Annotated in this window: 33 protein-coding genes and 2 pseudogenes; 18 read left to right on the forward strand and 17 right to left on the reverse strand. The window is 61.4% G+C overall.

The window, feature by feature from the left end; all coding sequences use genetic code 11:
• Window positions 1–139: 139 nt before the first annotated feature.
• Window positions 140–787, reverse strand: a complete 648-nt coding sequence (locus tag NE851_RS15440) for a S24 family peptidase (RefSeq protein WP_007627142.1) — start codon at window positions 785–787, stop codon at window positions 140–142.
• A gap of 140 nt (window positions 788–927) precedes the next feature.
• Here NE851_RS15440 and NE851_RS15445 point away from each other — a divergent pair, with 140 nt between their 5' ends.
• The 9 genes and pseudogenes from NE851_RS15445 to NE851_RS15485 all read left to right on the forward strand — a co-directional run.
• Window positions 928–1119: a hypothetical protein gene (locus NE851_RS15445; protein ID WP_047614454.1), complete on the forward strand. Its 192-nt coding sequence runs from the start codon at window positions 928–930 to the stop codon at window positions 1117–1119.
• Window positions 1116–1301 (forward strand): hypothetical protein, encoded by a 186-nt coding sequence (locus NE851_RS15450; protein WP_047614037.1) that lies wholly within the window; start codon window positions 1116–1118, stop codon window positions 1299–1301. Before NE851_RS15445 ends, NE851_RS15450 begins: the two co-directional genes overlap by 4 nt.
• A gap of 236 nt (window positions 1302–1537) precedes the next feature.
• Window positions 1538–1816 carry a sigma-70 family RNA polymerase sigma factor gene (locus tag NE851_RS15455; RefSeq protein WP_184390564.1) on the forward strand — a complete coding sequence of 93 codons (279 nt, stop codon included), beginning with the start codon at window positions 1538–1540 and terminating at the stop codon, window positions 1814–1816.
• A gap of 33 nt (window positions 1817–1849) precedes the next feature.
• Window positions 1850–2215: a hypothetical protein gene (locus tag NE851_RS15460; RefSeq protein ID WP_184390567.1), complete on the forward strand. Its 366-nt coding sequence runs from the start codon at window positions 1850–1852 to the stop codon at window positions 2213–2215.
• Window positions 2181–2576, forward strand: coding sequence for a hypothetical protein (locus NE851_RS15465; protein ID WP_063476534.1), 396 nt, complete (start codon window positions 2181–2183; stop codon window positions 2574–2576). Before NE851_RS15460 ends, NE851_RS15465 begins: the two co-directional genes overlap by 35 nt.
• Window positions 2573–2872: a GcrA cell cycle regulator gene (locus NE851_RS15470; protein WP_127430456.1), complete on the forward strand. Its 300-nt coding sequence runs from the start codon at window positions 2573–2575 to the stop codon at window positions 2870–2872. The genes NE851_RS15465 and NE851_RS15470 overlap by 4 nt, the downstream gene beginning before the upstream one ends.
• On the forward strand, window positions 2869–3066 hold the full coding sequence (locus tag NE851_RS15475) for a response regulator transcription factor (RefSeq protein WP_047614045.1): 198 nt from the start codon (window positions 2869–2871) through the stop codon (window positions 3064–3066). Before NE851_RS15470 ends, NE851_RS15475 begins: the two co-directional genes overlap by 4 nt.
• Window positions 3067–3079: 13 nt before the next feature.
• Entirely contained in the window at window positions 3080–3673 is a 594-nt protein-coding gene (locus tag NE851_RS15480) for a hypothetical protein (protein WP_184390570.1), read from the forward strand.
• Window positions 3674–3820: 147 nt separating this feature from the next.
• Window positions 3821–4108: pseudogene (locus NE851_RS15485) on the forward strand (IS66 family transposase); the annotation flags it as partial.
• A gap of 188 nt (window positions 4109–4296) precedes the next feature.
• Here NE851_RS15485 and NE851_RS15490 read toward each other — a convergent pair.
• Window positions 4297–4683: a limonene-1,2-epoxide hydrolase gene (locus tag NE851_RS15490; protein WP_125850297.1), complete on the reverse strand. Its 387-nt coding sequence runs from the start codon at window positions 4681–4683 to the stop codon at window positions 4297–4299.
• A gap of 157 nt (window positions 4684–4840) precedes the next feature.
• Here NE851_RS15490 and NE851_RS15495 point away from each other — a divergent pair, with 157 nt between their 5' ends.
• From NE851_RS15495 to NE851_RS15505, 3 genes are all read left to right on the forward strand, one after another.
• Window positions 4841–5761, forward strand: coding sequence for an AraC family transcriptional regulator (locus NE851_RS15495; protein ID WP_184390573.1), 921 nt, complete (start codon window positions 4841–4843; stop codon window positions 5759–5761).
• 149 nt (window positions 5762–5910) lie between these two features.
• Window positions 5911–6351 (forward strand): class I SAM-dependent methyltransferase, encoded by a 441-nt coding sequence (locus NE851_RS15500; RefSeq protein ID WP_184390576.1) that lies wholly within the window; start codon window positions 5911–5913, stop codon window positions 6349–6351.
• A gap of 60 nt (window positions 6352–6411) precedes the next feature.
• The gene (locus NE851_RS15505) at window positions 6412–6675 is read left to right on the forward strand and encodes a hypothetical protein (protein ID WP_184390579.1); all 264 of its coding nucleotides are present in this window, start codon (window positions 6412–6414) and stop codon (window positions 6673–6675) included.
• A 414-nt stretch (window positions 6676–7089) separates the two neighbouring features.
• Here the strand turns inward: NE851_RS15505 and NE851_RS15510 are convergent, their stop codons facing one another.
• The 7 genes from NE851_RS15510 to NE851_RS15540 form a co-directional block, all read right to left on the reverse strand.
• The gene (locus NE851_RS15510) at window positions 7090–7326 is read right to left on the reverse strand and encodes a hypothetical protein (RefSeq protein ID WP_127430454.1); all 237 of its coding nucleotides are present in this window, start codon (window positions 7324–7326) and stop codon (window positions 7090–7092) included.
• Window positions 7327–7519: 193 nt separating this feature from the next.
• Window positions 7520–8629, reverse strand: coding sequence for a sulfite oxidase (locus NE851_RS15515; RefSeq protein WP_254961403.1), 1110 nt, complete (start codon window positions 8627–8629; stop codon window positions 7520–7522).
• A 284-nt stretch (window positions 8630–8913) separates the two neighbouring features.
• Window positions 8914–9609, reverse strand: coding sequence for a class I SAM-dependent methyltransferase (locus tag NE851_RS15520; RefSeq protein ID WP_168333923.1), 696 nt, complete (start codon window positions 9607–9609; stop codon window positions 8914–8916).
• Window positions 9610–9731: 122 nt separating this feature from the next.
• Entirely contained in the window at window positions 9732–10082 is a 351-nt protein-coding gene (locus tag NE851_RS15525) for a hypothetical protein (protein WP_168333922.1), read from the reverse strand.
• Window positions 10069–10707, reverse strand: a complete 639-nt coding sequence (gene nthB, locus NE851_RS15530; protein WP_097542789.1) for a nitrile hydratase subunit beta — start codon at window positions 10705–10707, stop codon at window positions 10069–10071. Before nthB ends, NE851_RS15525 begins: the two co-directional genes overlap by 14 nt.
• Window positions 10707–11348 (reverse strand): nitrile hydratase subunit alpha, encoded by a 642-nt coding sequence (gene nthA / locus NE851_RS15535; RefSeq protein WP_097542788.1) that lies wholly within the window; start codon window positions 11346–11348, stop codon window positions 10707–10709. The genes nthB and nthA overlap by 1 nt, the downstream gene beginning before the upstream one ends.
• Before the next feature lie 242 nt (window positions 11349–11590).
• Window positions 11591–12028 carry a copper resistance protein gene (locus tag NE851_RS15540; protein WP_047614059.1) on the reverse strand — a complete coding sequence of 146 codons (438 nt, stop codon included), beginning with the start codon at window positions 12026–12028 and terminating at the stop codon, window positions 11591–11593.
• 329 nt (window positions 12029–12357) lie between these two features.
• Between NE851_RS15540 and NE851_RS15545 the strand changes: the two genes are divergently transcribed.
• Window positions 12358–13161 (forward strand): glycosyltransferase family 25 protein, encoded by an 804-nt coding sequence (locus NE851_RS15545; protein ID WP_168333921.1) that lies wholly within the window; start codon window positions 12358–12360, stop codon window positions 13159–13161.
• A 108-nt stretch (window positions 13162–13269) separates the two neighbouring features.
• Here NE851_RS15545 and NE851_RS15550 read toward each other — a convergent pair whose 3' ends face one another.
• Together NE851_RS15550 and NE851_RS15555 are read right to left on the reverse strand one after the other, a co-directional pair.
• Complete coding sequence (locus NE851_RS15550) at window positions 13270–14670, reverse strand: HAMP domain-containing sensor histidine kinase (protein WP_168333920.1); 1401 nt, start codon at window positions 14668–14670, stop codon at window positions 13270–13272.
• A 39-nt stretch (window positions 14671–14709) separates the two neighbouring features.
• The gene (locus NE851_RS15555; protein WP_047614064.1) at window positions 14710–15393 is read right to left on the reverse strand and encodes a winged helix-turn-helix domain-containing protein; all 684 of its coding nucleotides are present in this window, start codon (window positions 15391–15393) and stop codon (window positions 14710–14712) included.
• A gap of 325 nt (window positions 15394–15718) precedes the next feature.
• Here NE851_RS15555 and NE851_RS15560 point away from each other — a divergent pair, with 325 nt between their 5' ends.
• Together NE851_RS15560 and NE851_RS15565 are read left to right on the forward strand one after the other, a co-directional pair.
• A complete protein-coding gene (locus tag NE851_RS15560; RefSeq protein WP_168333919.1) occupies window positions 15719–15931 on the forward strand; it encodes a hypothetical protein in 213 nt (70 codons plus the stop codon).
• A gap of 154 nt (window positions 15932–16085) precedes the next feature.
• Window positions 16086–16343: a GlsB/YeaQ/YmgE family stress response membrane protein gene (locus tag NE851_RS15565; RefSeq protein WP_047614066.1), complete on the forward strand. Its 258-nt coding sequence runs from the start codon at window positions 16086–16088 to the stop codon at window positions 16341–16343.
• 132 nt (window positions 16344–16475) lie between these two features.
• Here NE851_RS15565 and NE851_RS15570 read toward each other — a convergent pair whose 3' ends face one another.
• Window positions 16476–17459 carry a phosphotransferase enzyme family protein gene (locus tag NE851_RS15570; RefSeq protein ID WP_168333918.1) on the reverse strand — a complete coding sequence of 328 codons (984 nt, stop codon included), beginning with the start codon at window positions 17457–17459 and terminating at the stop codon, window positions 16476–16478.
• 163 nt (window positions 17460–17622) lie between these two features.
• On the opposite strand from NE851_RS15570, the gene NE851_RS15575 reads away from it, so the two are divergent.
• A complete protein-coding gene (locus NE851_RS15575; RefSeq protein WP_373289072.1) occupies window positions 17623–18072 on the forward strand; it encodes a hypothetical protein in 450 nt (149 codons plus the stop codon).
• A gap of 218 nt (window positions 18073–18290) precedes the next feature.
• On the opposite strand, the gene NE851_RS15580 is transcribed toward NE851_RS15575, so the two are convergent.
• The 3 genes and pseudogenes from NE851_RS15580 to NE851_RS15590 form a co-directional block, all read right to left on the reverse strand.
• A complete protein-coding gene (locus NE851_RS15580; RefSeq protein WP_168333917.1) occupies window positions 18291–18680 on the reverse strand; it encodes a response regulator in 390 nt (129 codons plus the stop codon).
• Window positions 18681–18754: 74 nt separating this feature from the next.
• Window positions 18755–18986, reverse strand: a pseudogene (locus NE851_RS15585) (histidine kinase); the annotation flags it as partial.
• Window positions 18987–19003: 17 nt separating this feature from the next.
• Window positions 19004–19702, reverse strand: a complete 699-nt coding sequence (locus tag NE851_RS15590; protein WP_168333916.1) for a TetR/AcrR family transcriptional regulator — start codon at window positions 19700–19702, stop codon at window positions 19004–19006.
• A 174-nt stretch (window positions 19703–19876) separates the two neighbouring features.
• On the opposite strand from NE851_RS15590, the gene NE851_RS15595 reads away from it, so the two are divergent.
• Window positions 19877–20365, forward strand: a complete 489-nt coding sequence (locus tag NE851_RS15595) for a RidA family protein (protein WP_168333915.1) — start codon at window positions 19877–19879, stop codon at window positions 20363–20365.
• Window positions 20366–20472: 107 nt separating this feature from the next.
• On the opposite strand, the gene NE851_RS15600 is transcribed toward NE851_RS15595, so the two are convergent.
• Window positions 20473–21066 (reverse strand): DUF308 domain-containing protein, encoded by a 594-nt coding sequence (locus NE851_RS15600; RefSeq protein ID WP_097542783.1) that lies wholly within the window; start codon window positions 21064–21066, stop codon window positions 20473–20475.
• Between the two features lie 69 nt (window positions 21067–21135).
• Entirely contained in the window at window positions 21136–21726 is a 591-nt protein-coding gene (locus NE851_RS15605; RefSeq protein WP_047614076.1) for a TetR/AcrR family transcriptional regulator, read from the reverse strand.
• 198 nt (window positions 21727–21924) lie between these two features.
• Here NE851_RS15605 and NE851_RS15610 point away from each other — a divergent pair, with 198 nt between their 5' ends.
• Window positions 21925–22644: an SOS response-associated peptidase gene (locus tag NE851_RS15610; RefSeq protein ID WP_063476549.1), complete on the forward strand. Its 720-nt coding sequence runs from the start codon at window positions 21925–21927 to the stop codon at window positions 22642–22644.
• The last annotated feature ends 62 nt before the right edge of the window (window positions 22645–22706 follow it).

Here is a 22706-nt window from a genome sequence, read left to right on the forward strand (position 1 = left end):
TGTATGCCAGGAGAAGCACCGCCGCCGTGACGATGTAGAATCAGATTCTGCCGGCGCGCGATGAAGGGCGGATCATCCTGTTTTTTCTATTGAATTTGATTGATTCGCGGCATCGTTTCCGCGCCTTGCGCTCTCATCCCTACATCTCGATGATCGATCGGCGGACGCGACCGACGATGGTGACGGCGCCCTGGAATTCCGGCGGCGGCACGTCCTCGTAGGAGGCGGGCTGGAAGGGCGGGTTGTCGTTCGGGCGATAGCGCTTGTAGGTCGCGGCGCCCGTTTCGTCGGCGACGACATAGAGCGCGTTCGGCGCCAGGCGCTTGTCGCGCAGATTGACGAAGATGATCGAGCCCGGCGGCGAGATCTTGTTCATCGAATTGCCCTCGACCTCGAGCGCGATCCATTCGCCATCGGGCAGATCGAGGGCGGCGACCGTCGGGAATTCCGAGAAGTCGGTGATCGGCGCCTGCTCGCTGAGCTGGCCGGCGCTGACCCAGGAGATCTTCGGCACATCGGCGACGGAGACCGGCAGCTCATCGGGATCGAGCGCGTTGCCGGTGCCGAACTGCAGCCAGTTGAGATTGACCTTGAAAGCGCGGGCATACTTCTTCGCATCGGCGATGCCGAAGCCGTTACGGCCGGATTCATGCGCCTTGTAGACATTCGCATTCCAGCCGAACCGATCGACGATCGCCTTCGGCCCGGCAAAGCCAGCATTCTTCCTGGCCATGACGAGGCGCTTTGCGCGTTCTTCGCGTTCAAATTGTTCCTGATCTTTCAACATGATATAAAAAATACCCTAAATTAAGGTACATGTCATGCCCTAATGTGCTTGACATATCGGGTATTAATTGTACCCTAATCGCCATGACAAACACCGACATCATCAACAACGGGCCAGCCTTTCGGACTGGAGGAGACGCCATGAGGTTCACCATTTCCTCGGAGGATAGGCTCGCCATGGACGTCGTGCCGACCGGCGTCGTCATTCACCGGCCGCAAGGCCCAAGGGGAGGGCGGATGTCCGCGATACCAGTTCGCAACGAGGATATCCCCTTCCTCGCCAAGGCCCTGCAGCAGGTGCTGAACGCCAACCGGGAGGTGGAGTCGCTGTGACCATCTCCACCCCGCCCGCCCGCTACACCGGCTGCCCGAATTGCGGCAAAGCGCTGTCGATCGCCGAGGTGATCGAGCGCCACTGCGAGACTTGCAGCCGGCCGACCAGCCCGAAAGAGCTGCGGGAGATCGCCCCCGGCGCTCTTCCGATCCCCGATCCCGACAGCCTCACTCCTCCCTGACGGCTATCGGTGGCTGGCGTCGTTGCCCTCCCTCGGCGACGCCGGCATCCCGGGCGCGACGATGTCGTGCCCGCCGGGCGCGCTCGTGCCCGACCCAGGCGGCGGCCTGGCAGACGACCGGAGCTTTTGCTCCGCAACAGAGCCGGGCTCCGGTCGTCATCCGTGAAAAATCAAAGACGTTGGCAGCACCCGCTTCGGCGGGAACGGCGAACCGCGTTCGAAAGAAGGATCAAGCGATGAGCTTCCAGCTCAAGGCCGCCCCGGCGCAGCAAGGCACCCACATGAACGCGCTCGAGCTCTTCCGCTCCGGCCGGGACTATATCGAAATCGCTGCCATCCTCGGCGTGTCGGTGCCGTCCGTCGAAACCGAGATCCACACGCTTCGAAGCGCCGAGAAGGGCGACACCGCCCAGCAGGACCATGCCGGCGCGGAGATTCGCCGCTTTCCCCGCCGCCCCCTCAAGCCGGGCACGCCGGTCAATTTCGCCGGCGGCCGACGGCGGCTGCGGGTTTGAGGCCGGCCATCTCAATCGGGAAAGGAACATCGCATGGCGAAGGAAACAATGAACCAGGAGATCATGGACATCCTCAGCCCGGTGCTGGGGGAGGAGCTGGCAGCGGCGATCATCGAGCATCGCAAACGCACGCTGAAGAAGCCGCTGACGGTTTATGCGGCGAGGATGCAGGCGCGGGAATATCTGGCGACCGGCGACCCGGTCGGCGCCGCCGAGATGCAGATCTTCCGCGGCTGGCAGGCGATCAAATGCGACTGGTACCTCAAGGAGAAGGCGAGGGAGGCCGGGTCGATCAACAGCAGTACGAGAAGGACGACAGTGGATGCCGCAAGAGATTTCCTCTCCGGTGAAGATCATAGCTGGGATGCTTTCGGGTTTCCCGGCATCCGCAGGCACTGATCCCGACATGCAGATCCGCGCCTATCTCGTCGCGATCGAGGGCATTCCGCTGGAGGCGGTCTGGCAGGCGGCCAAACTCTTCATCTGCGGAAAGGTCCGGGATCATAACCGCGCCTTCGCTCCGAGCTGCGCCAGTTTCGCCGAGCAATGCCGCCATCAGCAGGCGGCGATCGAGGCGGAGAGCCGCCCGCGCATGGAGGCCGAGCCGGAGAGGCCGCAGCCGAAGGTCGCCGCCTACAAGATGCAGCTGCTGCGCGACGCCGCCAATGGCAGCCGCAACGCCAAGCGGGAGCTCGCCAGGATGTTCCCCGACAACCCGATCATTGCAAGGGCCGCACGACCTGAGGAGGCATTGAGATGACCATCACATTCTGGACGGAAGACAAGATCGTCAAGGCGGAAAAGCTCTGGAAGGAAGGGCTGTCGGCAAGAGAGATCGCCGTCATGTTCGGATCGAAGAAGAACACCGTCATCAACATGGCATCCCGCAACCGCGACAGGTTTCCCTCGAGGCAGGACGCCTGGCATCCGCAGCCGAAGGCGGGCCCGCCCGTCCAGCCGATCCGCCACCCCGACCGCGTGACGCGGGTGACCATGTCGGGCGCGCATGTGACGATGCCGCGCGTGCCGTGCATCGATGGATATGCAGAGCCATGAGCAACGTCACCCCCCGCGAAACCGAAATCATCCGCTGGATGGCGGCGGGCAAGACGGCCGCCGAGATCGGCACCATTCTCGGCATCTCCCACATCACGGTGAATACGCACATATCAAACGCCAAGGCGCGGCTCGGCGTCTTCAAGGATACGGCGCTGGTCGCCGCGGCACTCAGAAACGGCATCATTCGATAGAAGGACGATCAGCATGGGCGGCAAAGCCACCAAGGTGAAGACAGGACGGGTCAACAAGGGCGCCGGCCGGCCGCGCAAGGAGAATGTCGAGCGCTTTCCCTGCGGCAAGATCAAGCCCTTCGAAACCGAGAAGGAGAATATCAGCGTGGCGATATCAGCCCGCCGCCGCATCCACGGCTTTGACAGGACGGTGGCCGACGAGACGGTCAAGAGCCCCTTTGCCGGCTATACCCTCGGCCGCATCTTCCTCGCCGGCCTGATCACCGCCGAACAGCGCCAGGCCGGCGACGACTATGCCGAGGCGATCGCCCGCTACCACAAGACCACAGGCATTCCGGCCCCGAGCCCGCGGGCGCAATCGCTCTTTGCCGTCAAGGGCCACGAAGGCGAGGTGACCGACACCCACGCCGACCGCGCCCGCAAGGCCAGCAACCGCATGATGGCCCTGCAGGGCATCCTGCTGCGCTGCCCTGATGGACCGCAGGTCAGGAGCACGGTCTATAATGTGACGGTGATGGACTACGACCATTTGCGCCAGATGCCGCCGCAGCAATTGTTGTGGCTGCGGCGGGGGTTGACGGCGTTGCGCGGGGCGAGGGGTGGGTGATAATGGGGCAGAAGCCTCATGTCTCTCAGTCAGATTTGCGGCTAGACGGGTCCAGTAGCCTTCAAAGTCCCTTCACATGCGTTCCGCTACCACGTTGTGTCGTCGGCCAAGCTCTGATCGGCTATTCGTGGACAATCAAAGGTAAACGGCGGCGCACCTCCGGGTGTTGCCTTCACCTACGCGCCCGGCCGCGGCGGGCAAGATGCCGAGCGGATATTGCAGGGGTTTACGGGTATCCTTCAGGTTGACGCCTACGCCGGATATAATCGGCTGATCGCACCGGATCGTGCCGGTCCCAACATCTGGCTAGCCTTTTGTTGGGCGCATGCCCGGCGCAAGCTGGTTGAGATCGCCCGCAACGGCTCGGCACCGATTGCCGAGGAAGGCGTGAAGCGGATCGGCGAACTCTATCGCGTCGAAGGCGAGCTGCGCGGTCTCGGAGCGATTTTGCTGTCAGGCCAAACCGGTGCTTATGTAGTCATAAAAATTTTCCAATGATCCCGATGACATAAGGCTCCACTGGCAGGATCATGGCCTGTCGTCGAGAGCTTCATCAGGCGCGTTGGGCTGACCGCAAAGTCAATAAACTTCGCGTTCAGCCCAATCGTTCGCAAGTCGCTGTCTTAGCCCTTAGCGAACTTCTGGACAGCGAGCACGTCGAAATAGTCCCGCCACTCGACAATCTTGTCGCCTTCGACCTCGAAGATTCCCATAATCATCACGCGCCCGATTTCACTGCCGTCGGCACGCTCGAACCGGTCGAGCCTTTCGGTGAGAACGCGGGGGCCGTCTGCGGCTATTGCGAGCATGTCGATATGGACGGTCGAGATGCCCATCGATTTCTCCAGTTCGTCGATCATGGCGATGGCCTCGTCGACGCCCGTCGTAACTGATACACCTTCGTTGACCCAGCGCGTGTTGGGCGTGAGCCAACGACGGACCGCTGGTCTTCCGCCGTCTTCAACGAACGCCGCGCAAAAGGCCGAAACAGTTTCGATTGGGGTGGGCATGACAGTTTCTCCTGGATCATCAGAAGCCCCAATGGCCTCCGTCTTTAAAGCGACAATAGGATTTGAACCGCGATGCTACGATGCCGGAACTTCCGTCATTCTTGCCCGTTCTTCCGGAGCGCTTGATAGGACTGGGCAATCGGCTTAGTGTCGCTCAATGACAGAACTTGACAAAATACGCGACATAGCAATGCGCCACGCAGGCAGTCCGAGTCTTAAATTGCCGAGGCTGTTCGCTTACACTCTCGACCATACGACCGAGATCGACCCGCTGATCTATGATCCGGCGGCATCCTTGGTGATACAGGGCACTCAGCGCATGTTTATCGGCGACAAGAAGTTCGAGTACGGACCTGGTCAAAGCATGATCGTCGCGGCCGAGATCGCCGCGTTGGGACAGGTATGCGAGGCTTCACAAGATAGACCGTTTGTCGCAGTCGGTCTTTTTTTGGACCCGGCTCTTTTGTCCGACCTCGTCCTTGAGATGGCAGCGATGCCCGAGTTGCCGATTGAATCGGGATACGGTGTCAGCACTGCGAGTGCGTCGCTTCTCGGCGCTTGGGGCAGACTGCTGGAACTGCTCGATCGCCCGACCGAAATCCCGGTCATGGCTAAGCTTCTGGAGCATGAACTCATGTTTCGGCTGCTGATGGGCCCGCACGGAGGCCTCTTGCGCCAGATTGCCGGGTCAGATTCTCGACTGATGCACATTCGAAAGGCCATGACCTGGATACGCGACCATTACACCGAACGTCTCGATTTCAAGGCGGTCGCGGCTCTTGCAGGCATGAGCGTATCCGTTTTTTACGACCGCTTTAAAGCCGTCGCCGCCGTCAGTCCGCTTCAGTATCAGAAATACATTCGGCTCCATGAGGCGCGCCGACGCATGATCGCAAATCAGGCAGGTGCGGCCGAGGTGGGGTTCGCGGTTGGTTACGAGAGCGCCTCGCAGTTCAGCCGTGAGTACAGACGTCTCTTTGGAGCGCCTCCGGGCCAAGACACTAAAAGAGCGAAGGCGGGATTATTGGGAGGCACTACTCCGCCAAGAGTGCTTGGTGCTCGGCCAGATGGTGCCTGAACAGTTGGCCGTATTCCCGAACCACGGCCGCGACGACGCTCTCTCGTGGAGCCAAAGCCTCGGGCCATTGTGTTATGCGCGGGAGACCTGAAATAACATCTGCGCCACGGTCGGGTCGATGAACTCGAAATACCGGAACACAGCCGCGGTTGACCACACTGAACAGGCGGCTCAACGAGCGGTGTATCGATGCCGCGCAGCTCGCCGCCGGTGAACGCGTCGTCGACTTTGGAGCCGGCCTTGGTCAGTATTCGCGGATGATGGCACGGGTCACGGGCGTCCCAGTGCTCGGGCTGGAGCGAAGTCCCGAACAGATCGCCGAGGCGTTGCGCCAAGCGGCGGCCGACGACGATACCGCAATGATCGAGATGAGGCAGGGCGACGTCCTCGATCCGCCCCTTCGTGACGACGAGCTAGGTCGGTTCGACGTCGCTCACGCTCGCTTCGTCCTTGAGCACATACCCGACCCGCTGCAGGTGGTTCGCAACATGGCGCGCGCGGTGCGGCCGGGTGGCCGTGTGATCCTGTCCGATGACGACTACGACGGTCTGCGGCTATGGCGGGAACCCCCGGGGTTCTCGCCGGTCTGAAACGCCTATCAGCGCACCTATGACAGGCATTGCAACGACCCTATCGTCGGGCGCCGCCTCGTGCAGTTGCTTCACCAGGCGGACCTACGTCCACGCCGTAACACGCTTGTCTTTTTCGGCGGTTGCGCGGGTGATGCCGATTTCGAGGATGTGGTTCGCAACATTGCGAGCATCGTCGACGAAGCGATCGACGACATCGTGGCGACCGGGCTTTCACGAGACGCGGTCACGGCAGGTCTCGACACCTTGATCGAGTGGAGCAGGGCGCCAGCTTCGGCGGTGTGGTTCGGCATGTCATGGGCAGAAGGGATTCGGCCCCTCTGACGTCGGCAGCCCGTAGACTGCCGATTTCGGCGATGATCGCATGAAGCCGTCCTCCTGCTTCGCACCATCGATGACGAAGGTGTCGACAAAGTCCCCGAGCCCCAGCGCTGCGTCACGCAGCGATCCTCCGTCCGTGCTGTCCTGCATGCGGCTTGTGGCAGGAACCGATTGTTGCTCACATAAATCCTGGATTCCGGGGTAGGTATTTGACCCACTCACCGAAGCCGGGTGCTGCCCAGCACGTCGGTGGCTGCCAAATCCTGCGCCCGGGCTGGCCTGTAAATGACAGAGATCGAGGACTCCCCACAGCAATATCAAACGGGGTGAACACGCCCCGCAGTGTCGCAAATGCCCCGACGTCACGCTGCTCGGCCCGCTGAGGTGATTACAGCCGTCTGCCTTGATGGGAAGGCTTCACGAGGCTGAGAATGTCACCATGACACCGCGCTGGCGAAAGTAGGCCTGCATTCGCTTCCTGCCGGACCGGTTATTCTGCACGAGCCTGGCCGGGTCGAATACGGCCTCTTTTAAACCCGCCCGCGTCAACGCCGCCTTGAGAGCGGCGATATGCGCGTCGATGTCGGCGTTATCAGCCTGGAGCGACTCATAAATGCGGTTTGTTGCATCGGCTACGGTCGGTTCGCTCACTATTACACTCCTGTTGTCGTCTGGCTGGCCTGACCGTATTGGGGTGAAACCGGTTCACGTCAATGGGTGACAGTGAATTGGAAGATCTCGTCCGCTTTCGAAGATGAAGCACAGAAGCAGCCCTGCCATCGGGGTTTGCCGTCGAAACCTCACGGCAACAAAGCGCCAAAAGCCGCCATTCCGCCCCAGCGGGTGATCAGATCACGAATTCCTCCTGGTACGTCTGTGGCTCGGGAACGACCGTAACCTCCACCGGAATGATCCAATTGGCCGCGTAGCTCTCGCAGTCGGAACGCTGGAGGTCGGGCTGCGCGCTCCCCGCCCCATCGACAGCGCGACATCGCAGTGTATATCGCCCCACTTCTTCAGGGGTCCACATGTACTCCCACAAGCGCCATGCAAAGGGACGTTCTGTTTCGAGGAGCCTTCCCTCGCGCCAGCCCCTGCCATCTCCGGTGCAGACCTGCACCTGCCGGATAGGAGCCTCTCCGCTCCAGGCGGCTCCAAAAATCCGGTACGGTTGGCCGGCGATGAGCTGCGCCCCCTGGACGGGACGCGCGATCTGCGCTTTGACCTCCATCTCCGCAAGGGGGACCAGCCTGGGTTCCCCGAGGTTGCGCTCCCAACGGAAATAGTCGCGCGCCTGCCAGTAGCCAAGGAACGGTTGCTCCACAACCGTGATATCCGTGATCCACTTGACCCAAGCCATGCCGAACCAGCCACCCACGACCGCGCGCAGCGGGTAGCCGTGATCGCGCGTCAACGGCGCCTCGTTCATCGAATAGGCAAGGATCGTGCTGTCAGCGATGGCCTTCTCAAGCGGTAAACTGCGCGCAAAAGCGATGGGACCGGGAGAAGCCGTTTTCTTGTTCGTGTCGACGACGCCGCTGTCGGCGCCTGCGAGCAGAACCTCACATGCGGTTGGCTTAACGCCTGCCATTTCCAAAATCTCGCGCAGAAGAACACCTGTCCACGCGGCATTGCCGACGGCTCCGTTCTGCCACTGCAACCCCTCCTTCGGCGGCTCATAGTAGACGCGCCCGTTCCCTGCACACTCGACGACGGCTGATAAAGTCGTGCTCCGCATCGCCTTGATGCTGTCGAGGTAAAGTTCGATCGGCCGCTCCACCGCCCCGCCGACGCGCAATCTCCAGTCTCGCGCATCGATGTCCGGCGACGCAAAATGGTTTCGCACGAAGAACTGCTCGGTCGGGATCAGCCAATCGGAGAGCGACGCAAACGGAAACTCGATATTCGGTGGGGATTTCTGTCGAACTATCAGACTGGGTTGCTGTGGTGTCGGCATCGTCCTCGTCTCCCCTTTGAACGTCGGCTCTCGGTCGCGCAAATTCGGGTGCGATCACACCGCCCCTCGCAGTGCGTCTGTCGCATTCCGCCTTCGGGCCGCATCCTAACACATAGCACGTTCCTTGGATCGACCTCGAACGGCAGCAAAGGGCGGTAAAGCAGCCTTATCCTTCGATAAGCAAGCCTCCGTCCGGCGGTGCTATTTCAAAGGCAGGAACAGCTCCGCGACCTCGGAACACCACGCCCGAGAGAGTCAACAGACCCCGGTACCAGCGCCCGTCGTCACGCTTTCACCACCGAGAAGAACAGGAACCGCGGCTTGGTCGTCAGGCTCTGATAGGCCTGCGGAAAAAGTGCGCGGGCTTGCGGGTCGGGCTGGGGCTCGCTGACGGTGTCGATCTGAAAGCGGGCCGACTTCAGCGCCTCGAACATGGCGTGCAGCGGCCGATGCCAGAAGCGCATGGCGATCTCCCTTCCGCCGCGCTGCCAGGTCTCATCGAAGCTGTAGGTCTCGAAATAATTGTCGCGGCCGGTCGAGGCGTGATCCATGAAGGGATGGTGCGTGGAAAAAACCAGGCGACCGCCTGCCGCGAGCAGCCGGTTGAATTCCGAAAGCGGCCTCGACCAGTCGGGCAGATAATGCATGACGAGCGAGGCAAGGATCAGGTCGAAAGCCTTGTCCTCGAATGGCAAGGGCTCGTTGAGATCAGCGGTCAGCAGGCGCGCGCGCCCTTCCAGGCGACGCTGCGCGATATCAAGCATGCCGGCACTTGCGTCGATCCCGGTCACGACAGCCCCGCGCTCGATCAGCGCTGCCGCATGCGCCCCGCCGCCGCATCCGGCATCGAGCACGGAAAGCCCGGCGGCGTCGCCAACCAGGGCAAGAATAGCCGGCCGCTCGTAATAGGCATTCCAGGCATTGACCTCGTTATCGGCATCATAAGCCGCCGCGAACGCATCATAATCATTCTCGGCCAAGATTTTCCCCTTTTCAGAGACTGTTCGAGGATGCCTGAGGGGCAGGAGTTTGCCCGATCGAGCTGTATAGTCAGAGTTGGCTGCGTCGGCAAAGTTTGAACTCAGGTCTCGGCCTCGGTGCATTAGCCTGGGAGCGTCACCGGCCTGCCATGAGGCGTGCTGAGATAGGCTTGACGCCATGCGCTCTCGCGCCGATCCACTTCCGAATAAGACGCTATTCCGGTACGATCGAGAACAAGTTCGAGGGCCGCCTTGAACGCCCCGTAATAGGTCGCATCGTCGTCGGTCTCACCAGCGCGTGCGCGCTTTTCGAGCTCCGCGCCCAGGGTTTGCGACCAGTCCTCCGGGTCCAGTTTTCCCGAAGCGAGCAGCAGTTCGACAATCGCGACGACTTGCGCATGCCATTGCTCCTGGAAGGCAGGATTTCGGTCGCGAGATCGAAGACAAGCACGGGAAATCTCAGGCCGGGTCAAGGTAGCTCTCCCACATGTCGATCAGCAGCACGTCGCGGCTGTCAGCCGCTTCGGGCCAAAGCTCCTTCATATCGAAGCGAACCGCGTAGGTCTGCTCGATGGAAATTCTGCCGGTCGCGGAAAGATCCGGCAGAGGCTGCGGCCCTGTCACGCTTTCGACGATACCGCGGCGCCCTCGCACGTAGGATGGCAAACGGGTGTGCATCGAACCGCTGTCTCGCTTGGCGAGGACCTTGTCGCCGGGTTTGAAGGAATCAATGGTTTTCGCGCTCTCTGCCTGCGGCGGCATATGGCGCAACTGCATCGTCGCAGACCTTGCATGCCCGTCCACGAATTCCTGGACATCTGCAATGCCTTCATCGATCGCCGTGACCATCATTGCCAGCATCCACTTTTCGAAATAGTCGAAGCGGAGATAGAGGTCGGGCGGCAACCGTTCCAGAACGTGGCGATACCAGTCGAGCGTCCATCCGGTTTCTTGCTGGCTGAGTTTCGACATCGACATCATCGCAATCGCCCAGACACGTGCTTTCCATTCTTCAGGAAACATGCGCTGGTCATCATCGAACTGGTGTAAAACCGGCCCAAATCCCTGTCTGCCGCCGAGATCGTGGATAGTATCCATCAACTGGCCCTCGGCGCGAGATCCCTGGCCGTGCCGATCATCGAGTTGCGGGTGACGAGCGTGGCAAGCTGCTCTTCCGACCAGCCTTCGGTCCCGTCGGGCCGCTGCGGAATGACCATGTAACGACGATCGGATGTTGAATCCCATACCCTGATCTCTACGGATTCCGGCAACACGATGCCGAACTCCTGCAGGACGCCACGAGGATTGCGGACGGCACGCGCCCTGTACTCGGTCGATTTATACCAGGAAGGCGACATGCCGAGGATGCCGAGCGGATAGCAGGAGCACAGGGTGCAGACGATCAGGTTGTGAACATCCGGCGTGTTGAAGACTGCGCGCAGATTGTAATCCGGCTCGACGCTTGGCACCACCTCTGCAAAAGCAGAGATCGCATTCCCCGCCAGCCGATCGGCGAAGGCTTGATCCGTCCAGGCATGTGCAATCACCTTGGCGCCGTTCATCGGCCCGACATTCTCTGAATAGTTGTCGAGCCACATGTCGACAGCATCGGCACCGAGAAAGCCCTTTTCGGTCAGAACCGTTTCCAGGGCCTTCAGACGCAACGCCGGTGCCGGCGGAAGGTGGCTATGCAATTCGCGATGAAGTTTGGCGGCCTTGTCAGAGTCATACGAGGTCATGGCGCTCCCCCTGGCTGACAATCATTTTCGGCGTCAAGTAGTAGCGCAAAAAGCGCGTTTTGTCATGTCTGCGGCAGGCCGCCCGCCATCAGAGGCCTGCAAATCGGACGGGCCGCGCCAAGAGGGAATCTATGCCGGCGAATGAGGCGGGAGCGGTTCCTTCATCGTCTGGCGCTGGCCTTTCCTGCGGTTCGCTGCTCGGCGGCGAGAGCTGTTCGCCGCCGAGCGGGCAGTCGCACGCCCTACGGCGTAACCGTCAGCCTGGCTTGCATCCCGGCTTCGTAGTGGCCCTTCATGTTGCAGAAGAGCAGGTAGGTCCCCGGCGTCAGCCTGGCGTTCAGCTTGCCGCTGGCGCCTGGTTTCAGATCGGAAACCTCGCCCAGGCTTTTCAGCTTCGATTCATCGATGCGATTCTTTGTGGCGTTGACCGGGATGGGCAGGTCCGGGGATTTCAGGCGAACGACGACCATTTCATGCTGCTCGGTCATCGCATCGTTGTGGACTGCGAAGGTCGCGGGGCCGGCTTTCACCGTTGGCGGGTCGAGCTTCAGCGACATCGCCCCGCCGCCCTCTCCATCTTCCGTGACATTGATCACCGTGGCGGCAAAGCTTGTTCCGGCCGAGCAGGCGAGAATGGCAGCTCCGGCAAGCAGGGGCAGCAATCTGGCACGTGGTTTCATCGTTGGTCTCCGTCTGTGGTGGGTGAGGGCGCTGAGCGGCGTGCTCAAGCCAAGGATCATCCGGTGCGGCACGCAGTGGGTCGCTATCGTCATCGAAGGCGCGTTGGTTGCATTCTGATCGGGGGAAGGGAAGTGCCCGCTGCGTGTCGCAAGAGAGCTGGTAGCGCGGCATTCTTACGCGTCCTTTGCCGGGACTATACCAATCCGTAAGAATGCAGGCCTGGGCACTCTGCCGGCCACTTTACGAAAATGTATAGCTGGGGCGAGGTCCCCGTGAGGTTTGGAGCGCAGGCTTGGCGCCGTCATTGCCAAGTCGAGGTAGCTCTCTCATGAATATGCGCGCCGCGCCTGCCACCCTTATGCCGGCCATTCATCCGGTCAGCCTGCGGGTCAACACCTACCTGATCAATCTCGACCGTGCGCCATTGCGCAGGTTTCGAATGGAGCGCCTGCTGGCAAGCGTCGGCCTTGCCTTCGAGCGTGTGGCGGCGGTCGATGGCGCGGGCCTAAGCCTGCCGCATCCGGGCTTCGACGAAGCGGCCTATCTCAGCCGGCACGGCCGCCGGCCGAACCCTTTCGAGATCGGCTGCTATCTCAGCCATGTCGAATGCGCCAGGCGCTTCCTTGCCGACGATGCCGAGTTCGCGCTCATTCTGGAAGACGATCTCGATTTCGATGACGATCTGGCCGAGCTGATCGACGCCGCCCTCGAGCATCAGGCGCGCTGGGACATCCTGCGTCTGTCCACCGTCAGTTCCGGGAAAAAGCACAAGGTGGAGCCGCTGACCGCGTCGCGCTCGCTTGCCATCGCGCTCACCCGCGAGAAGGGGTCCGGCGCCTATCTGATCAATCGCAAGGCGGCCGGGTGGATTGCCGGTGCGCTTCTGCCCATGTGCCTGCCCTATGATCTCGCCTTCGATCTGGAGTTCGATGAAGGGCTGAGCGCCTGCTTCGTCGACCCGGCGCCGGTGAGCCAAAGGGCGGATCCCTGTTCCCAGATACAGGCAGGGCTGTCGACCTACCGGCTTGGCCGCCGCCGGCCATGGAGCGTCCTGCCCTATCGCACGGCCGCTGAAATGCGCCGGTTTGCGCGCCGCTTGCGCCGTCTCGCGGCTTGGAGGGTGAGCGGTTAGAACCGCTCCCCCGGGGATGAGCGACTAGAACCGCTCCCCCGGGGATGAGCGGCTAGAACCGCTCCCCCGGGGATGAGCGACTAGAACCGCTCCCCCGGGGATGAGCGGTCAGAACCGCTCCCCCGGCATTAGCGGGAAGCCGATCGAAACGATGAGGCCGGGATGATTGTCCGCCATGGTGATATCAGCCGAATGCAGCTCGGCGATGGCCTTGACGAGGCTGAGTCCGAGGCCGCTTCCCGGTGTCGTGCGGCTCTTGTCGAGCCGGTAGAGACGCCGGAAGACCTTGTCCCTTTCGCCAGCGGGAATGCCGGGGCCGCTATCGGCGACCGAGAGGACGGCGCGGCCGCCCTGGCGGCGGAGCGAAACCGTGATGTCGGTTCCGGCCGGGCAGTGGTTGATCGCGTTTTCCACCAGGTTGGCGATCATCTGCGTCAACAGATCGCGGTCGCCCCAAATGAGCGCGGGACAGCGCTCCGCGATCGTCAAGGACTGGCGCGCATCTTCCGCGACATCGACATAGACTTCGGAAATCACGGCCAGCACGGCATCGATGTCGGTCGCCTGGAAACGCTCCTTGCGGGCGCCGGCCTCGATCTGGGAAATGCGCAGCAGCGCCTCGAAGGTGGCGTTGATCCGGTCGCTCTCGTGTCTCGCTTCGTCAAGCAGAGCCGAAACATCCGCCTGCCGGTCATTTCCAGCCACCGCGGCATCCAGCGTCAGGCGCAACCGGTTGAGCGGCGTCTTCAGATCGTGGGCGATATCGGCACTCACCTGCCGCATGCTCTCGACCAATCTCTGCAGCCGCTCCAGCGCCGCGTTGATCTGGAGCGCCACCATATCGAGATCGTCGCCGTTGCCGCTGATGGCAATGCGGGCGTCGAGCGCGCCGTGCGAGACGTCGTTCATCGTAAGGGCGACCCGGTCCAGCCGCGCCTGGGCACGAACGGCAAGAAAGACGCCGCCGCCGATCGCCGTCGCCACGACGATCGCGGCGGCCCATTCGAAGCTCACCAGCACGATCCGCAGCATCTCGTCGACATCGTTGAAGTTTTCCGCCACCACCAGGCTGTAGGGGCCGACGGTCGACACCTGCATCCGATAGCGTTCGTGCCCCTTCAGCCCGACATCCCTGGAGGTGACGGTATAGACGCCGTTCGGGATGCGGGGTGCGGCGAAATTGCCGGCAAGTTTGCGCCCGCCTGCATCGGTTAGCGAATAAAGCCCGTCGGAGGTCGATTGGAAGCTCGCATAATTGTTCAGCGTGTTGACCAGATCCTCGGTGTCATTGGGTTCGTAGGTCGAGACGATCAGCGAATTCATCTCGCCCAGCGACTGTTCGAGATCGCGCGCAAGGCCGAGGCGCAGCATGTGATAGATGATCGTGCCGCTCAAGATGAAGGCGACGACGAACAGCACGCCGAAGGTGACGGCAAGCCGGAACGGCGTGCTCCTGCGCAGGCTGGAGCATGATGCCGAAAAGTGTGCGCGGCTTTCGGACGACATCATGCTCTTACTCTTTAAATTGCGAACAGGATGGGCCTGAAATCATCCTGTTCGAGGCGCATGCAGGCTGTATCCGGTGTTGCGGACGGTGTGCAGAAGCGGGGCCTCAAACGGCTTGTCGACCTTGGCTCTCAGCCGGCTGATATGGGTCTCGACGACGCTGGTCTTCGGATCGAAGTGGAAATCCCAGACCCGTTCCAGCAGCATGGTCTTGGTGATGACCCGGCCTTCGCCGCGCATCAGCACCTCGAGCAGGGTGAATTCGCGCGGCTGCAGCTCGATCATCTGCCCGGCGCGGCGGGCCTCCCGGCGGATCAGATCGAGCTCGAGATCGGCAACCTTCAGCACCGTCCGCTGCTCCTGCACCGGCGGGCGGCGGCCAAGCGCATTGACGCGCGCCAGAAGCTCGGAGAAGGCGAAGGGTTTGACCAGATAATCGTCGCCGCCCGCCTCCAGCCCCTCGACCCGATCGTCGACGCCGCCGATCGACGTCAGGAACAGCGCCGGTGTGCCGACCTTGGCAGCCCTAAGTGAACGCACGATCGCCAACCCGTCGAGGCCCGGAAGCATGCGATCGACCACGATGACGTCATAGGCCTCGCGCTGCGCCTGAAACAGTCCGTCGCGGCCGTCGCCGAACACGTCACAGACATGCCCTGCCTCGGAGAAGCCCTTGGCGATATAATCGGACGTCTTCGTATCGTCCTCGATAAGCAGGATTCGCATCAGCCCGATCGTTCCCGACTTGCCTGGATGGCGAGATTTAGCCGAGAGGACGGCTTGGCCACAACTTACCGATTGGTAAGGTGATGGGGGAGGAGCGGCTTCAGGCGCACCGGGCGCCAATAGTTTCCCGCCGTTCCTTGGACGACGGCGACAAGCCGCGCCACGTCAAAGGCCGAAGCGTCCGCAAGAAAGCGGGATGAATGCGGATCGTCGACGCCGCCGATCGATGTCAGGAACAGCGGCGATGTGCAACGAAACGCCAGGCGGAAGCCGCCGCCCGCCTATCAACGGCGGTGGGAACTGTCGGACAGAGGAGGAGAAGGCCATGAACAAAAGTAACTGGAAAGTCGGGCTTCGCGCCAAGCTGGAGCATCTCGTCGACGACTGCGTTGAGGCCGGGGCCAGGCAGCAGGACGTCTTCGATGCGATCATCAAGGAGATCGGCAATCTGCGCGCAGCCCTCGAGCGCGACCCCGATCCCGCGGACGACGAGGTGATAGAGGAACCTTCCAACGATTGGCCCGCGGCCGACAGGTGACTGAATCAGATCGCGAGGCGCACATGACCTCCTGGGGGCGGGGGCTTATGGAACCAACTGGCGCCGCCGAAGGTTATAGTCTTGTCGCTTGGCAATCGGTTTAGCTCGACCTGCGAGACGCGATAGCCGGCGTATTTCACAATGGGGAATTGCTATGGAAAATGCAGGTATCGGCTGGATCGCCGCAATCATCATCGGCGGCATTGCCGGCTGGCTCGCCGAATTGCTCATGAAGAGCAACATGGGCGTGCTCATGAACATCATACTCGGTATTGTCGGCGCCATCGTCGCCAACTTTATCCTGTCGCTCTTCGGCGTCGCCCTGGGCGGCTGGCTGGGTTATCTGATCGCGGGCTTCATCGGAGCCTGCATCCTGATCGCCGTTGCCAGAATGGTCAGACGTACGGCCTGATGGAGCCGAGGCGGCCCGCCCGGCCGCCTTCATCACGCTCTCGGGTCGCGCTCACGCGCGGCTTGAGGCGCGGCAGTTCCGTGTCATAGCGCGCGCCGCGAATTGCGTCGTAGCGACCAGCCGTGACTGAATTCAGAAGAGACGATCGACAAATTGCTCGGTCTCCCACGTCCTGAGGAAATGCGCTTCCCGCGCAATCCAGCCGACAGTCTCGCTTCCCCATTCCTGCGCCCGGCTTGCATATTCGCCCATCAGCCAGATGTGGCGGACGATCACAAAGCGAAGGGCGGCTTCGAAGTCATCCGGAGTGATCGGCCGGACGGCTCGATAGCCTTCGAGGAATACGTCCCACATGGCGGTCGATTTCCGGCCAAAGGATACTTGCGCCCACAGGAAGACCGACAGGTCGTAAGCGAGGTATCCCCGACCGCCGTCGTCAAAGTCGAAAAATATGGCTTCACCGGCATCGTTGATACGCGCATTGAAGCCGTGGCAATCCCCATGGCAATGAGTCCAGGTCAGATCGGCGAAGGCTTCGATTGCCTTTGCGGTTCGCGCGGCGATGTTCTCAAGATCGCTGCGGACCTCGGCGTCTTCCACGATGCCGCTATCGCGTATTCGGGCGAGTGGGCGATGCAGCAAGTGTTCGAGGTCAAGCCGATAGAGCGCTTCATCCGGCGAAAATGTCTCGGCGGCATTGTGCATCAGGGCAAGCGTCCTGCCGTTGGCCGAGGCATCGCCGGCATCCATTGCAGACGGTTTGCGGCCGTCGATCGCCCGGAAGAGCACGCCGTGGCGGGCACCCTCTGGCGCGTATCCCTGAACGAACATCGCGCCCTCGCGTGTCGGAAGGGACGCTGCGACCGGAACGCCCGATTGCAAAAGGTGCGCCAGAAATGCCGTTTCGGTCTTGACGTCGGCTGGACCGCGCGCGCGGCGGTGGGAAAGCCGGAAGACATAATGCTCGCCGTTGCCGCCGACGACGAGATACACATCGTTCAAGCCGCGTTGAAGCAATCGGCAGGAAATCGGCCCGGCAAGCGGATAGTGCTTGCTGATGAACTGTTCGACAGCCTCGACCTGAGGCGTCGAATAGAGCGGATCAAAGTCGAACATAGGCGCTGTCCGTAGGGCTTTGCGAGAGGGCTGTTTCCGACGTCGCCGGGGGCAGTCTTTCTCGGTGGCGAGGAGACCATGGAGCGGGCGCGGTGTAAGCCCGTACCATTGCAATAAGCTGCTGATTGAATAAGGTGAATGGCGATATTAATAAAACTATGAGATGAAAAACGAAATGCTGGGTGTGCGATTTTTCAAAGAAAATCTTATTTCGATTTCTGTGCTTTCCATAATTTTAGGTCTGTCTGGATGCGTTACCATTAAGAACGGTATCGCTATGTCTGAGGATCATAGCCGAGCTCTGAGTGGGGAGCGGACAAAAATGGGCCAGTCCTACAATTTGAATGCAAACTGCACCGTTGCGACGATTGCCAAGATAAAATTGGTGCAAGCCCCGGCGCATGGCTCGGTTGATTTCGTCAAAGAGAATATTTTTCCCAATTATAGAGACGGCATTCGCGATAAATGCAACTCCAGGAAGTCTCTCGGCGTGTCGGAATACTATACTTCAAAGAGCGGATATTTTGGACGTGACATGTATAAGGTGAGAGTGTCCTACGGGGAGGGAACCATCAAGGACGTTACCGTCAACATCAATGTCATCAAGAACTAGGGTGAAGCGTCCCATCCGTAAACTCGTTGCAATTTTGCTGGCCGTGTGGCTGTTGCCGGGAGTCCTCGCCGGCAAATCTGCTGTCGTCACCGGCCGAGGCACCAGTCCGGGCCTCTTTGTGGAAGTCTGAGCCCGCAGGCCGAGCAAGCTCAACCGCCGCAGCGCTGCTCCTTGCATTCAGCCGGCATCCGAACGCTGGCTTGCGGGGGAGGAAACACTTAATTTATCCACTCATCATTCCCGATCGACAGCAGATGGGCCATTGCGTCGGTAATCACGTGGTTGTCGTAGGGTTTGGAGAAAAACCGGCTGCCGGTGGGGAGGCTGCTTTCTTCGAGGATGGCTTCGCCGGATGCAACAATCAACCTGACGGGCGGCCACCGATCCCTGATGTAATGAGATAGCTTGATGCCATCCATCGTGCCGGGCATCTGAACATCGGTGAAGACCAGATCGACATCGTTTCGCGACTCAAGGATGCGAATTGCCTCGTCCGCATCACGCGCCTCCAGCGCTTCGTATCCCGCAGAGAGCACCAGATCGACGGCACCCATCCGAATGATCGTGCTGTCTTCGACGACCAGGACGACCGCCTTGCCATTTTTCATCGCTCACTCGGCCAAATTGGAGTGTGAACCTCGTGGGGCTCCGCTAGTGTAGCGCTTGGGAAGCCAATCGGTTCCTACGCGGCCGTAGAAATGTCGGTTCGCAAACCGGCGCTTTCCCGGTGGTTGATTGTGACGGCCGTGCCGGGGCCGGTCCCGAGGCCGGCCTTTGGGGTCTGGCAAAGCTGAGCGAAGCCGGCACGAAGTTCGACTTTACCGCCGTAGTGCGTCGACAGTTGCCGTTGCAGGCCCGCAATCGACATGACCCGGTGATGGGTGCCTGCGCGCTTCCGCCGACTGGATCCGGCGGTGATGATGACGAATGCTCATTGTCTCGGAGCCAGGCCGTCGAGCAGGAAATCGAGGCCTTTGCGGAAGGCGCCGTCCCAATCATTGTCGAGCAGCAGGCGGGAACGTTCGATTGTCGGATAGTGTTGGCTGAGATCCGTCAGGCGCTGCTGCGCGGCGGCCCTGTCGTCGTCCGAGAGCTCGAAGTTCGCCCGGGTGATGGTGGCGCCGATCACATAGTTCCAGAGCGACCATATCGCGACGTTCAAATCCGCGTCGGCGACACCGGCTTTGGACAGGGTCTTGCCCAGCAGTTCCAGGCGGCTGAGGATGTTCGGGCCGAGCGCCCGGCGCGGCAAAAGCGATGCCGACCAGGGATGGCGCAGCATGCCGGCGCGCCAGTCTTCGAGCATATGGATGATTTCCCCGCGCCAGTCCTGGGGCGCGACGATTTCAGGCGGCCGGCGATATTCGAGCACCGCGTCGAGCGCCAGATCGAAGACCGCCTCCTTGTTGCCGACGTGCCAATAGAGGCTCATCGCGCCCGCGCCGAGGCGATCGGCGAGCCGGCGCATCTTCAAGCCGTCGAGGCCTTCGGCGTCCAGCAGTTCCACCGCGCTCGCCACGATCCGTTCCAGCGAGAGGGGCGCTTCGCCGCGCGGCTCCGGCCCGGGCCGGGGTGAGGCGACCGTCCGTCGAGACTGTTTGCTCTCAGCGCCGCTGCGTTTGGCTGCCATCCGTTTTCCCCAGTGATCAGAACGCCGATCTAAACCGACAATGCCAGGAATGTCGATCCTGACCGATTGACTCGTACAGCGTACGATGACATTGAATCGTACATTGTACGAGTCATTCAATCCTGCTGGCCGCGAGGGTCGTTCCTCGCAATCCCCAGATCCCGAAAGAAAATCATGTCACGCGCAATCAATCATCTGCTTATCGGAGGGTTCATCATCATGACCATGGCAATTCCCACTGCGACGACAGCCAATGCGAAGGATCTCAAGCTTGAGATCGTCAATCCGAAAAACCTCTACGACCCGACGCCGAATGGCTACAGCACGGCGGTGATCGTGCCCCGCGACGCCAGGCTCGCCTATATCTCCGGGCAGGGCGGCCAGGACGGGACGGGAACCTTATCGCCCGACTTCGCCGTCCAGGTGAAGCAGGCTTACGCAAATCTGCGCACCGCTCTCGAGGGGCTCGGCGCCAGGCCGGATCAGGTCGCCAAGCTCACGGTTTTCGTGGTCGATCATGACATGTCCAAGCTTGAGGTGTTGACCAGGAACGTCAAGGACATGTTCGGCGAAACCCTGCCGGCGCAGACGCTGATCCCCGTTCCCAAGCTGGCGATCGACCCCATGCTCTTCGAGGTCGAAGCTGTCGTCATTCTGGAATAGCGGCGGGGCGCAGGTGTGAACGACACGGACGGTCACCCCGCGCTCCGTCTATCCCGGTCCTGTTCCGAGGATCGACTCTGGCCGCCATCAGCAGCGGGCATGACGGCTCAGGCCCGCTTCCGCCGCATCTGCGTGACGCTCCGCCAGACGGCCGAAACCAGGAAGTATAAGGCGCCGAGGCTGGCATATCCGGCGATATTGGCAATGGACGGCGGTTCCGGCATGCGTGCCTGGGCGATGAAGAAGGCGCCCGCCACCGCGGATTGACCGCCGCTGAGGACCATGGCCCACTGGCCGCCATCGGTCTTCCAGCGCCGGACAGCGGTTGTAAGCTGCAGCAGGCCGGAAAAGATGGCCCACAGGCCAAAGACGCCGAGAACCCAGTTCATGCTCATCGTCAGCGCGACGATCACGGCAGCTGTCGTCACCGCGCTGACGATGACGTTGACCGCCTGGCTGCGGTTGTTTGCCAGGCCGCCATTGCGGGCTGCGTCGACCAGGTTGGCAGCGGCATCCCAGGCCGGATAGAGGATCAGCAAACCCGCCGCGAGGGCAGGCGACTGGCGCCCGACCGTCAAGGCCGCCGCCACCCAGATTGCGGAAAAGGCTGCGCGCGAGACATAGTAGCGCGTCAGCCACTGTTCCCGATCGCCAGATGCGATGGTGGTTTGATCATTGGCGGGGAGAATAGCTCTGGTCATTTTGTCTTCCTACTAGTTGGTAGTTTCACTGGTCATAGGAGTCGCTCCGGGCTTATGTCGCCGGAGATCTTATCGAGTGGCGGTCGGAGACAGGCGCTGCAAGGTGGGCGCCAGAATGGTGGCGAAGATCTCCGGAGCCCCATAAGCCCGGGCTGACAGCATGGCGCCATGGACGGAGGCCATGAAGGCTTCAGCCTCGACGCGCGGTTCGCTCGACAGTCTCAAGCTCCCGTCCTTCAAGCCTCGTTCCATCACCGAGGTCAGCCATGTCGAAGCAAAACGGAAAAACGCCTTGACCTCGGCCGCGACCTCCGGCGGCAGCGCCGGCAGTTCGCTCGCCAGCAGGGCGCAGACGCAAAAAGGCCTGCTGGCGTCCTCGATGCACTGGGCCCAGTGGCCGGCATAGGCCTGGAGAAGCGCCAGCGGATCCCGCACCTGCTGCTCGAGGCCGGCGATACCCGCCTCGGCATCTTCGCGATATCGCACGACAAGCGTGCGCACCAGGTCGGTTTTGCTCGGAAAATGGTGATGGATGCTGGCCTTGCGAATCCCGACGACGGCAGCGATATCGGCATAGCTGAAGCCGTTATAGCCTCCGGTCATGATCAGTGCGCGGGCGGAAGCCAGGATCTCGTCGGACGTCGTCAAAAGGTTGCTCATGGCTTTGATCTACCTTCCAGTAGGAAGGCTGTCAAGCCGAGGGCGGAATTTCTGCCATCACCCTTGGTCGAAACTCGACAGGCTTCGCCTTGATACGGGCGAAAAGCGTTGGCGGCGTCGGTTGTAGCGACCGGTCTTGACTCGCCTCCAACACCCAGAACATAATCAGAACATCTAATATGCGGAATGGAGTTCTGGATGTGCGGCCGCGTCTACATCAAGACATCGCTTGAGGAACTGGTGCGCAATTTCGCCTTCGCAGAGCGAGGCGCGATCGATGCACTCGGAAACCGATTTCCGCGCTATAACGGCGCGCCGACGCTGGATTACCCGATCATCATTCGCGACATGGTCCGCGAGCCGGATGTCATGGGGCCGGTGTTCGCCTCGGCGCGCTGGGGGCTGATGCCGGCATGGATGAAGCCGGGTGGCCGGCCGCCGCCGATCAATGCGCGCTGCGAGGGCATCAGTACCAACGGCCTGTTCCGCTCGGCTTACAGATCGCGGCGATGTCTGGTGCCGATCAACGGTTTCTTCGAATGGAAGGATATCTTCGGCACGGGCAAGAACAAGCAGCCCTATGCGATCGCCATGGCTGACGGCTCGCCCTTCGCGCTCGCCGGCATCTGGGAGATATGGAAAGATCCTGCCGGCATCGAGATCCGGAACTTTGCGATCGTGACCTGTGAGCCGAATGCGATGATGGCGCAGATCCATGACCGCATGCCGGTCGTCCTGCACCGCGAGGATTACGAGCGCTGGCTGTCGCCGGAGCCTGACCCGAACGACCTGATGAAACCGTTCCCGGCGGAGCTGATGACCATGTGGCCGATCGGCCGCAATGTGGGTTCGCCCAAGAATGACACGGCTGACATCATCGATCCGATCGACCCCGATCCGGAACCGACGCTGATCTGAATTCACCGGCTCGGGCGGGAGCCATCCATCAACGATGCGGTCAAAGAGATACCTCGCGAGAG

It is taken from the genome of Rhizobium anhuiense bv. trifolii (genome assembly GCF_024346605.1).
GTDB lineage: Bacteria > Pseudomonadota > Alphaproteobacteria > Rhizobiales > Rhizobiaceae > Rhizobium > Rhizobium anhuiense.